The following is an 11,310-nucleotide window of genomic DNA, read 5'->3' as shown; positions in this document are numbered from 1 at the left end:
CTCAAATTCTAAGCGTTCCTGTTTTCTTGTTTTATTGGACAACCCCTCAAGGCCCGATTAACAGCACGACAGGCTTTTTTATTTATATTTTGGATAAACTTCAAGCTTAAAGACCTTAAAGAAGCCATTTCGCAGAAGGAATGCGGCCTTTATTCCGGACTTGGGGCACCCGCTGCTTGAATCTTGCGTGAAAAATTTTACTGTTCGACGCAAGGAGTTTAAAATTTTTAGCAAGTGAAAGCATAGCGGGTCAAGGAGGAATTCAGCCGCGATTTTTTTGTTAACCCTTTTTTTCTAAAAAAAAGAGGTTAGAAAGGGTTTTTTAATGGAAAAATTATGATGGAAAATGGAAAATGGAAAATGTTGTGAGAGATCTCCCAATTAATCCGGAGATGCTTCCTAACGTCAGCATGACAGGAAGGAGGAGGGGTCTACTTATTCATGAAATTGTTAAAAAAAACTTTCAAACTCATTTTATTCAAACTGAGACAAAAACTCTATCAAAGCCGGATGATCGGGGTTTACTTTAAGGGCCTGCCGATAAAATTCAACTGCCGTTGCCGTATCTCCCTGAGCCATGTAGATAGCACCCAGATTCATGTACCCGTAATCTCTGTCCGGAGCAAATTCAATTGCCTTATAACTGGCTGCCGTTGCACTAAACAAATCCCCGTGAAATAAATAAATACGCCCCAAATCATAGAAAGCACGGGCATTTTCAGGATAAAGAGTCAGATACTGCTCTAAATTTTCAATAGCCGCCGGTAAATTGCCGAGATTTTCATAACAAAGAGCCAGGTCATAATAAACCGTCGAATCATGATCCGTGAAATCCAAAGCTCTGATATAGTATTCAATTGCCAAATCACAGCGGTCAAAATCAAAATCATATATGTATCCTATTTCAAGATGTGGAATTCCTGTAAAAGGCATTACCCGGCTTGCTTCTTTATAGTAAAAAATAGCGCTTTGCAAATATTCAGCCCGTACATTTTCATCTTCTTCCCTTTCAGACATGTGCTGATATTCATGAGCCAATAGACGGTTGGCATTATAAGATTCCGAAAGATGCACTATATCATTTGAATAAAGAGTGTACTTATCTTTCCAATGCGTATTCCTTGTAATGGTGAGAAATGAAAATATAATAACAATACAGATTATAGGCGCAAAGAACTTCACATCCCTGATACTTATACTTTCAGGAAGTTTACCGAGGATTTTAGCCATTAACCAGGGAAGAAAAACAGCCATTCCCAGGGATGGTAAATACAATACCCTGTCAGCAATAATACCCGGATGTGGAATCGGAAGATTTGAAAAAGGAAAAATGGAGAAAAGAAAAATAAAAATAGAAAAGCTGAGAATTTTGTCTCTGTTAAATTGGTAAACAGCAATAATAAAAATAGACGTAAAAAACAGAAATGAAAACAAACTCAGAGGACTGCCAAAAGTTTCTAAGGGGATAACATTATATCCGTAAAAAAAACCAAGCGGCCAGGGGATGAACAATAGCTTTACATAATATATCAGCGCATTAAAAGAAAGGCCCAGCCTATAACCTAAAGATGTTTCAAAAACAAGTGGGTTTTCAGGAAAATGTAAATCTCTGCTAATACCGTCAAACACATAACTTACCGTTGCAAAATAGATTAAAAAAGTAATCAGCTGAAGTCCCCCAACAGCTATGGATTGCTTTAATTTATTTCTTCGAAAAAGATAATATACAAAGGGTGTGATTACAATAAAATAGGTAACGCTCATTTTTGTCATCAAAGCGATTATAAAAAAGAGCAAGCCGGCAAACAGAAACTTATAGGAATCTCTTTCCAAAAACTTAAAAAATGATATGGCCGATAACACACCAAACATAAAAGTGATTAATTCCTCTCTGTTTTTGAGACTGGCAACCACTTCAGTATGGGTGGGATGTGCAACAAACAACAGCATGCAACAACCGATAAAATGGAGGTATTTTGGCCCGAAAAGAAATTTTAAAAAATAGAAAAGCAATAAAATGTTAACGCAATAAAGCATTACATTCCAGAAGTGGAACATAAATAAATTTTCACCATAGAGGCTGTATTCCAATGCAAAAGTTACTTGCGTAATTGGCCGGTACTCAACTTCAAATTGGCCTCCCTCAATATACTGAGTAGTGAGAATATCATAAATCCCATGCACACCCTTAGTAACCTGCGGATGATGGTGAACAACCAGCTCATCATCTAAATTATAGCCGTTCCCCAAAGTATTAACATACAGCAGAACTGACAATATGCCAAGCAATACGGGCCAGAAATTTTTATGTGCCGTAAACTCCTTTAGGTTCATAGATGATTTAAAGTATTAGTTATTCATGCAGTATTTTCTGTGGTGCAGTAAAGTCCACAATGCAAACATAGTTGGTGTATTCGATGAAAATTCAGTATCCGGATAGGGCCAGCCTCCGTCTTCATTTTGAAATTCAAAAACTTTATTGAAAACAGCTTCATCAAACGCATCACACTCACCTGAATATTTCAACATAGCCAAATTTACATAATTCAAAAACGAGAGATATTCCAAAGCAAGGGGATTTAAGTTCATATCTGAGGTAAGTATTTCATGCAATCTCGAACGATATTTAGTCAGGTCTGCATCATTCAATTCAATACATTTGTTGGCCTGGATATTGTTTAAAATAAAAGCTAAAAATAAAGCAGTTGGCGTCTCATTCTCAAAAAAATGATAATCAAGCAATTCTCGAAAAAGAGGTGTTGTTTCATATTCCTTGCAATAAATACTCCAAACATAAAAGGAGTCTATGCTTTCCTTTTGCAGATTTCCCAGAACCTGTTTTGCCATTTCCCGGCTTAAACCTTCTACTTTTTTACGGTCTTTATATGTATGCTCATAGATTTGCAGGTGCATCTCTTGCGTATGCGGATATACGTCATAAACTCTTCTGTCTGAAATCAATTTAGCATCTTTTACATCAAATTCTTTAACTAAAAGCTGATAAATTGAATAATGAAAATAGTTGTCAAACTCTGTATTATTCTCATTCATATAAGCAATTGCCGCATCAATAGACCTGTCAATGGGTTTTCTCTCGGCAACCTCCCGGCTTCCGCTACAGGCAGTAACAAAGGTTATTAGAAAACAGGCAAAAATCCATTTATAAAATGATGTAACATTCATAGTTTATAATTTAAGATGTAAATTCAGGCTCAAAGAGTAAAAATAGAGAATGCCGGAGATTAAGAGCAATTTTAGAAAAAATAATCGGAAAAATTTACTGAAACGAGGTTTAGATTGAGCTCAGCAAATGTTTAGTTATACTGTTGAGCTAATTTTGCATATTGTATCTTTTCTATTTGGAGCAGGGTTAAAGAAATTATTATAAGCGAAACAAAAACAATTAAAATAAAGCATTTATCAAACAAAAACAAAATCAATAAAGATAAAGGGAGACCGAGATATATGCTAAATAATAAAACAGCCCTCAATAAAATGGTTGAAGTTAGTTTTAAAAAATTGACGAAATTATAATTGCTGTATGTTCTGATTCCTTTTTTCTTTTCAATATAAATTACATCCATTTTGTCGGCAGGTATTTGCCAAAAAAAGAAAATGTTATTAATTGAATTGGCTCTTAGCTTTTCCAAATCATATATTTTAAAGGCGCTAAAGTATCCGGTGTCAATATATTTTCTAAAAAAAAGACCGAAAATAAAAAAAACAACTTTTCTTAAGAATTCATATTTTTTGGACGTTTTAAAGTTGGTTTTTGAGCCTACTACCCAGAAGTCACTGTTTTTAATTTTTTCGTATAAGCTTTCTATGTCATCATTGCTGTATTGTAAATCATCATCGAGTGTCATTGCATACTTTCCCTTACTTAACTTAAGCCCTGTAAAAATAGATGCTTTTTGTCCGCGGTTTTTCCGGGATTTGACATAGCGAAATACATTTAAATATCCGGAAATAAATTCCTTTACAACTTCTTCCGTTTTATCCGTACTTCCGTCATCTACAATAATTATTTCTACCTTTTCACTAATTAAAAGGGGTAATTGTATTAAGTGTTTTAATGTTTGCTGAATATATAATTCACTATTGTAGGTGGGGATAACTATTGAAAGATCCATTCATGAATTTTATACAAACAATGAGCGTATAATTTATACTTTTGTAGTAACCACTTATACGATACATGAACAAGAATACATTTTTTTATAAAATTATTGAAAGAACCGGAAAGTTTATTCTTGCAGTATTCACCTACTTAGTTGAAAAATTTTCTAAAAATACTACAGAAAATAACCCGTATTCAATAAAAGGGCTCAAGGAATTAGAAATAAATTATGAAGATATATATCATGAGCTTGAAAAACTATTAAGTGAGAATGAAATGCCCGGCGTAGATGAATTTTTCACTGAGCAAAAGCCTTTGGTAAAAAATAAATCCTGGAGATCTTTTTTATTGTTTATATATGGAAATGAGTTAGTCGATAACACAAACCAATGCCCTAAAACAACGGAACTATTAAAAAATATTCACGGAATGAGTTCTGCCATGTTCTCTGTTTTATCTGCCGGTCAATCAATTCCTCCTCATAAAGGGGTTTACAAAGGTGTTTACAGAGTATTATTAGGACTAAAAATTCCACCTGACTCAGAAGAATTATGTTATTTGCAAGTAGAGGACAAAAAAATGAATTGGGAAAAAGGGAAAATAATGCTGTTTGATGACACAAAACTTCATTCAGCACATAATTATACAAATCAAGACAGAGTAGTATTATTTATTGACGTCGTAAGGCCTCTTCCTTTTCCTTTAAATATCCTGAACTTTATTTTGTTTTATATCTTATCAAATGCACCTTACATTAAGGAGGCAGTTTATAATTACAAAAAATTTGGTAACCATAAAGTTCGTAAATTTAAGATTGCATTTTGAAAATTAAAACCTTAAAGTTTTTAGTAGTGTTTATGAATACATTTAACCTCTTATATGCGGCACTCTAAATTAGAATCAGATATTTTTAAGTTTAAAATTGGCCGGGAAGAGCTAACTACAGATGATTTTTCTCAAGTACAATTTGAAAAAGAAATCTATTCCGGTGGTTTTGACGTGTGCCGTATCAAGCTTTACGGGGGCAAAAAAGATTTACTGGAAAGTTTAAAAAAACTCAGCTATCCCTATGAGATTTACACCATAAATTACTTCAATTCACTTTTAATAAAAGATAAACCCAAAATTGAAAGAGACCCTCTTTTTTCAATAAGGGAAGTTAGCGATGCTAAATCCGATATAGAATTTCAGGAAATCCTGGAAGATGTTTTAGACAATAATGATTGGGTGGAATATACTTCAATCTTATCCGGTAATGTAATGCCATTATCACTGAGAAAGTTATTAGCTAAAGATTATTACAGCCGTTTTACAAAAGATTACAACGAACATGCTTTTACCGGAGTTTTAAATAAAGAAAATAAGGGAATAGGCCTGTTTATGGGTGAATTTAAAGAAAACACTTTTCACGGGTCAATTTTCGGGCTAAAAAAAGAGTACAGATCAAAGGGTTATGCCAAGTACTTTTATGATTTTATGTGTGAAATTTGTCAGTACAGAGGTATAGATTACTTTGTAGATGAGGTGAATATTTTTAATATCCCAAGTCAAAAGTCAGCTTCTTCTCAAAAGTTAGTACCCGAAAGAATTTATATCAATGTATCAGTCTTTCCTTTTTATGATTTTTTAAGTAAAATCAGTTGTTCAATAGAGGTAAAAGAATTTACGTTTAGCTCAATAGTTATGTATTTAGAAAAGCATTTTGCAGATTTTAAAATCAAAGAAATACATGCAAAAAGTGTAGAAAAAATGACCGATTCAAAAGTAAACAGGCTGATAAAACTATGTCCGGTCTTTGACTCATCAGACATTTATTTTGTTTTTCATTTTTTACATAATGATACAATTAAACATAGTTACTATATTCACTTAATTAAAGCTGAATAATAAATGAAAATCGGTATAATTTCAACAGGAGCGGTGATTGGAGAAATAATTGAGTCAAATGATGCGCTTGAAAAAAAAGTTTCAAATTATGATCCGGGCATCTCGAATAAATCGCTGGATGAATTGTTACAGCAAAGGTATGGAATCAAAAGCAGAGCAAAAACCAACCGGCTCCCTTCTGATATGGCAAGTGAGGCCTGTATGCATGCAATAAAAAAAGCAAATGTAGCTGTATCAGAAATTGATTTTTTAATTTTAAACACAACTTCCGGAGATCATATACAGCCTACTACAGCAACAAAAGTGCAGAAATTGATTGGCATGAGAGAGGACTCTTTTGCTATGGAATTAAATATGCCTTGTGCAGGAAATATTTACGGTTTGGCAACGGCATACTCATACATCAAGACCGGGATAGGAAAAATGGGGCTGGTGGTTGGGGTTGACAGAATGACAACAATTGTAGACCGGGAGGATTTTTTCACCGCCGGCATGTTTGGAGACGGGGCAAGCGCTTGTTTGGTAGGAGAAAACCCGGCTTATATCATTAAAGATATTTTTTTAAAATCAAGGGCAGATGAAGAAATAACGCTTGGAATAAAGTCAAGTGGCAGCGCATATCCGATAACAGAAGACTCAGTAAAGAAAAAAGATCATCTGTTAACTATGAAAGGCAATAATACAGCAGATTTTATTCATGAAACGGTGCAGGAAACCATTCGTTATCTTTTGAAAAAATCAAAACTTCAGATTAATCAGCTTGATCAGTTAATTATTCATCAGGCTTCAAAGGTGCTAATCACCAAAGCTGTAAAAGCTTTAGGGTTTAACGATTCTCAGCTTGCCTTCACCGTAGAAAAATATGGCAATACATCTTCGGCTTCTGTTTTGCTTACCCTTGACGATTACTTAATCAATTCACCAAATGCCAAAAATATTTTTTTAATTGGAATGGGGAGCGGCTTAAATTGGGGTGGCATTTATTTAAAAAGGAAGCTTTGAACATCTGTTCATTGAGCTAAAATTCTCTAAATTTGTTTTATGATTCAATTGTATGATTTTTTAGCTGTTCATTGCAAAAATTATAAAGAAAAACCTTTTCTGAAAACAGAAAAAGGAGACATTTCCACATATAGTGAATTTTTCAAGCAAATTTCAATTGCCGGTGATTGGTATAAAAATCAGGCTTCTGATGTTAAAAACCTTCACTTCAGCATCATTGCCCCCAATTGTTTTAACTATTTATATCACCTTTTCCCCTTGCTCAACTTAGGCGGAACTGCCGTTAATTTAAACCCGAACCTTTCCAATTTTGAAATCCGGGACCGATTGATTTTAGGCAAAGTTTCTTTGTTAATTACCACTAAAGAAATTTTTAAAAAAATAGAGCAGGATCTTCCGCATACAGGTATTAAGAAGGTTTTTATCATTGATGAAAAAGAAATTTCATTCAAAAAGCCTGAACTCTTTGCATTGACTACAGAGATACAATTTACTGATTTAGCAGGACCGGAAGTTGCTTTTCTTCAATTTACCGGAGGCACAACCGGCATAACCAAAGCTGCCGTAATCACTCATCAACAGGTAATTGACAATGTAGAACAGCTGAGTAAACATATCGGCAAATATATTTCCCTTGAAAATTTACAGGTTTTGATAGCCTTTCCATTTTATCATATTTTTAGCCTGGTTTTTAATCTGCTTTTTTTTATGCGAAACGGGGGGAGCTGTATTTTGTATCAAAATCTCCGCGATACTGATTTAATTATCCGCTTGCTTAAAGATAATCCTGTCAATTTTACGGTGGCTGTGAATACCTGGTACAAAAAACTGATGCAGCACCCGGAATTTTCAAGCATTGATTTTTCAGCCATAAGAGCTTCCTTAGCCGGAGGAGAATATGTACCGGTCACTACCAAGCAACAATGGACCGAACTAACCGGTAAGCCTTTGTACAGCGCTTACGGACTAACTGAAACCTGCTCACTGGCAATTGTAAGTCCAATGGATGAAACCAATGAAAATGATGCAATCGGAGTGGCTGTTCCAGACACTAAAGTGGCTTTATTAGATGAAAATAACAGGGAGATTTTATCGGAAAATACAGCGGGAGAAATTGCACTGAAAGGCCCTCAGGTTACGAACGAGTATTTTGAAAATGAAGCTGAAACGGCTAAAGCTTTTTACCGGGGGTGGTTTAAAACCGGAGATATAGCCGAAAAAATAAAAGGTTCCCAATATAGACTGGTAGACCGGAAAAAAGATATGATCAGCGTTTCAGGAAATAAAGTTTACCCTAACGAAGTTGAGTCTGTGCTGTCAAAATTAGAAGATATACTGGATGCGGGAGTTGTTGCTCAAAAATCGGATAAAAGTGGTGAAATTGTTGCCGCATGTATAGTTATAAAGGAAGGGTCTGCATTAACGGACGATACAATTATTGCTCATTGTGAAAAATTTTTGGCTCGTTTTAAGGTACCTAAAAAAATTTACCGCTTTAAGGAGCTGCCAAAATCACCTATTGGAAAAACTGTACGTTATGAGCTCAGAAATCAAGTCAATTCTTATACAAAATAAAAGCAAAATACAATGGATTTTTATGTAAATGCACTGAAAAACATAGCCTTTGAGGATAAACAAACCGATGATGAAGAAAGATTCGGCATCTATAGAATACCTACAGATTCCGGTTGTGTAGAAATCGTTAAGCTATACCCTGACACTTATTATAAGCCGCACATCCACGACAGAGCTAACGCTAAGTTTATTTTTCTTCAGGGAAAAGGAAAAGTATTATTAGACGACAAAGCCTTTCCATTTAAGGAGGGGGATATCTTTGAAGCACCTGCCGGCGTAAAGCATGGATTTGAGTTAACAGAGGAAAGTATTTTTATTTCTGTACAGTCACATCCCATACAAGACCGGTCCACAGGTGAAATAGATATACGTTACGAGTAGTTTACCACTTCTCAAAAACCGGATTTTCACCTAAAGAATCCACGTCAATTTTTTCCAATCCGAATATTTCAGCCATCCAGTTGTAAAATTCTGTATGGTAAGAAGCAATAGCTCCTCCTTCGGCATGAGGCATATCCCAGCGCCCCAAAAGCGAATCCCCGAAATGAAATTCCTTTACTGTGCCTTTGTAATAATATCTGATTACCGGATGTAAAAAAGCTGATTTATCCGTATTATGAGGGTCTGATGGTCCCATAAAATCAAGGCTGGATTTATCCGGATAGTGATGAAAACCAAATTCCAACGTTAACTGAAGAACTTTTTTATCCTTTGGCATGCGCTCAGCTATATGCTTTACCGGTAAATCCTTATACCAATGCAGTGTTTTATCTTTTTCATCATAAACCAGCATATCTCCTAAAAAACCAAAAAGCTGAAAAATTGCATCTCCTATGCTGAATCGCTTATAAAGTTGCTCTAAAAAGGGATTGAAAGGATTGAGAGCCTGTTTTTCAAAGGGATAGGCTTTGTTTTCAAATTTTTCCAACAGCAAGTTTGACAGCGTCCTCACATTATATCTAAAACCGTGTATAAAGCCTGAGGATGCTTTTCTGTCAATAGCCTGCATACCGGTTCCAATCACGTACATGTTTTTAACATTCTTAAACTCCCATACGTCATTCAGTGCATAAAACTTACCGGCCATAACTGTTTCAACCTTTAGATTATCATCAAAAAGGTCAGGTTTAGTATATACAAAACCGGAACAATTAATGATATACTCATACTCTCGTGTAAGTTTTAATGTACCCGGAACATTTGATTCTGGGTAGTCATATTCATGCTGTGTCTGAAGGTTTCCATTATCAAGTTTCGTAATTTTTCTGATACGGGGTTTTAAAACTGCATGCAAGGATTTTAGCTGATACATATCTAGCAGGTTGTTATTCACAGCTCTTAAATTCCCTACAAAATGGGATTCCCAGGCCATTTTAAGCGAGTTATTCACGAATACATGAACATTTGCTGCCACACCGGCTATATAATCAGCCGTTTCGAAAGCTGAGTTTCCGCTTCCAATAATTGCTACACGCTTATTTTTATATTTATCCAGCTCTAAGGGAGCGTCTCCATAGTTAATTGTATGTTCTATGCCTTCAATTTCTTTTGGAATATGATGGGCAACGACTCCGGTTCCAAGCAAGAGAACTTCTGCATGAAAATCATCTCCTCCTGTTGTTTTTACATAAAACTCACCGGCAGAATTTTTAGAGATTTTATGTACTGTAGTATCATAGAGAATATTCAGCTTAAGCTTTTCAGCATAGTCTTTAAAATAGGTACAAAGTAATTCAGCATCCGGGAATAATTCATCTGAGTATTCAGTAAATCTCAGCGTTTTATCATCAGACAATAGTGAGTTCCAGTCGTGTCGCATATTAAACTCCTCTTCCTCAAAGTAGTTATACTTTTTATTTATAGAGATAAGCTTTTTATGGATTGGATATTTAGAAAAAAAAGCACCGGGCATTTTACTTTTTTCAAGTATCAGGTAGTCTAAGTCGGCTTTTTGCAAGAAGTAAGCCATTTGCAAACCTGCAGGGCCTGCCCCGATGATGAGATATTTTACTTTTTTACTTTGCATTTTGAGTAGTTATTCTTCCGGAAGTTTTTGTTCAAATAAATCGACTTCAACTTTTTGATACAATAGGTAATAAGGGTCATCTTTTATAAACTGTTTAGCTTCTGAAATTGTTTTTGCATTAACTATATAGCATATACCCTTTTGCTCATTATTTTCGGTTAATAAAACACCCCCGTAGCGAATTGTTTTTTTTAGACTTTGAATGTACTGAAGATGTTCAGGTCTTAGTTTTTCCAATAAAGCTAACTTGCTCATATCAATTTTGCATATTATCAAAAATTGTCTGTTCATGCTTGTTAAAGAATTATTGTCAAACAAAATTATAAAAAAATAAGGGTTTGAGATACTTTTTATCTTTTGTCAAGTCTCCCCCGCTGTTCAGGACTCCGCTGTTCGGGATTTGTAATCCCGAACTGTCAAATCCCGAATCTGAACTTTATGAAATGATGCTTTCGAATTACAAATCCGAAAGAGCGCTCAGCAGGATAGAAGTCCCAAGTACACTAGTTCCAAGAGACCTAGACCCAGGGGAGAAAGTAGGCAGGAGGCAGGGTAGAAGACCCAAGAGACCAAGACCCAAGGGACCAAATTCCAAGAATTCAAAAATTTAAGGTTGACAATTTTATTAGCCCGTTCATAAAAGGAAAAACCTAAAAAACTTCCGTCATTATGAGCGCGACTACGGTAAATATTAGGTTTA

Annotated in this window: 10 protein-coding genes; 5 read left to right on the top strand and 5 right to left on the bottom strand. The window is 35.0% G+C overall.

Features of this window, described 5'->3' with window-relative positions; translation table 11 throughout:
- Positions 1–474: 474 nt before the first annotated feature.
- The 3 genes from EA412_14525 to EA412_14515 all read right to left on the bottom strand — a co-directional run bounded on the left by EA412_14525 (position 475) and on the right by EA412_14515 (position 4,133).
- Positions 475–2,334 (bottom strand): tetratricopeptide repeat protein, encoded by a 1,860-nt coding sequence (locus EA412_14525; GenBank protein ID TVR76029.1) that lies wholly within the window; start codon positions 2,332–2,334, stop codon positions 475–477.
- 15 nt (positions 2,335–2,349) lie between these two features.
- Entirely contained in the window at positions 2,350–3,183 is an 834-nt protein-coding gene (locus tag EA412_14520; protein TVR76028.1) for a hypothetical protein, read from the bottom strand.
- A gap of 131 nt (positions 3,184–3,314) precedes the next feature.
- Complete coding sequence (locus tag EA412_14515) at positions 3,315–4,133, bottom strand: glycosyltransferase family 2 protein (protein TVR76027.1); 819 nt, start codon at positions 4,131–4,133, stop codon at positions 3,315–3,317.
- 65 nt (positions 4,134–4,198) lie between these two features.
- Here EA412_14515 and EA412_14510 point away from each other — a divergent pair, with 65 nt between their 5' ends.
- From EA412_14510 to EA412_14490, 5 genes are read left to right on the top strand one after another with little or no spacing between them, the layout of a single operon-like run.
- A complete protein-coding gene (locus EA412_14510) occupies positions 4,199–4,945 on the top strand; it encodes an aspartyl/asparaginyl beta-hydroxylase domain-containing protein (GenBank protein ID TVR76026.1) in 747 nt (248 codons plus the stop codon).
- A gap of 54 nt (positions 4,946–4,999) precedes the next feature.
- Positions 5,000–6,007 (top strand): hypothetical protein, encoded by a 1,008-nt coding sequence (locus tag EA412_14505; protein TVR76025.1) that lies wholly within the window; start codon positions 5,000–5,002, stop codon positions 6,005–6,007.
- Positions 6,008–6,010: 3 nt separating this feature from the next.
- On the top strand, positions 6,011–7,009 hold the full coding sequence (locus tag EA412_14500) for a ketoacyl-ACP synthase III (GenBank protein ID TVR76024.1): 999 nt from the start codon (positions 6,011–6,013) through the stop codon (positions 7,007–7,009).
- Positions 7,010–7,048: 39 nt separating this feature from the next.
- A complete protein-coding gene (locus EA412_14495; GenBank protein ID TVR76023.1) occupies positions 7,049–8,584 on the top strand; it encodes a hypothetical protein in 1,536 nt (511 codons plus the stop codon).
- A gap of 12 nt (positions 8,585–8,596) precedes the next feature.
- The gene (locus EA412_14490) at positions 8,597–8,965 is read left to right on the top strand and encodes a cupin domain-containing protein (GenBank protein ID TVR76022.1); all 369 of its coding nucleotides are present in this window, start codon (positions 8,597–8,599) and stop codon (positions 8,963–8,965) included.
- A gap of 1 nt (position 8,966) precedes the next feature.
- Here the strand turns inward: EA412_14490 and EA412_14485 are convergent, their stop codons facing one another.
- Positions 8,967–10,610 (bottom strand): pyridine nucleotide-disulfide oxidoreductase, encoded by a 1,644-nt coding sequence (locus EA412_14485; protein ID TVR76021.1) that lies wholly within the window; start codon positions 10,608–10,610, stop codon positions 8,967–8,969.
- 9 nt (positions 10,611–10,619) lie between these two features.
- Positions 10,620–10,901: a hypothetical protein gene (locus EA412_14480; protein TVR76020.1), complete on the bottom strand. Its 282-nt coding sequence runs from the start codon at positions 10,899–10,901 to the stop codon at positions 10,620–10,622.
- Positions 10,902–11,310: the final 409 nt, after the last annotated feature.

It is taken from the genome of Chitinophagaceae bacterium, from assembly GCA_007695095.1.
In the GTDB taxonomy this organism is placed as follows: Bacteria; Bacteroidota; Bacteroidia; order Chitinophagales; family REEL01; genus REEL01.
Note: the sequence above shows the minus strand (reverse complement) of the source record. Positions and strands in the feature narration are given on the sequence as shown.

Coding starts and splice junctions, on each gene's coding strand:
- EA412_14525 (TVR76029.1), bottom strand. CDS start 2,334: ATGAACCTAAAGGAGTTTACGGCACATAAAAATTTCTGGCCCGTATTG.
- EA412_14520 (TVR76028.1), bottom strand. CDS start 3,183: ATGAATGTTACATCATTTTATAAATGGATTTTTGCCTGTTTTCTAATA.
- EA412_14515 (TVR76027.1), bottom strand. CDS start 4,133: ATGGATCTTTCAATAGTTATCCCCACCTACAATAGTGAATTATATATT.
- EA412_14510 (TVR76026.1), top strand. CDS start 4,199: ATGAACAAGAATACATTTTTTTATAAAATTATTGAAAGAACCGGAAAG.
- EA412_14505 (TVR76025.1), top strand. CDS start 5,000: ATGCGGCACTCTAAATTAGAATCAGATATTTTTAAGTTTAAAATTGGC.
- EA412_14500 (TVR76024.1), top strand. CDS start 6,011: ATGAAAATCGGTATAATTTCAACAGGAGCGGTGATTGGAGAAATAATT.
- EA412_14495 (TVR76023.1), top strand. CDS start 7,049: ATGATTCAATTGTATGATTTTTTAGCTGTTCATTGCAAAAATTATAAA.
- EA412_14490 (TVR76022.1), top strand. CDS start 8,597: ATGGATTTTTATGTAAATGCACTGAAAAACATAGCCTTTGAGGATAAA.
- EA412_14485 (TVR76021.1), bottom strand. CDS start 10,610: ATGCAAAGTAAAAAAGTAAAATATCTCATCATCGGGGCAGGCCCTGCA.
- EA412_14480 (TVR76020.1), bottom strand. CDS start 10,901: ATGAACAGACAATTTTTGATAATATGCAAAATTGATATGAGCAAGTTA.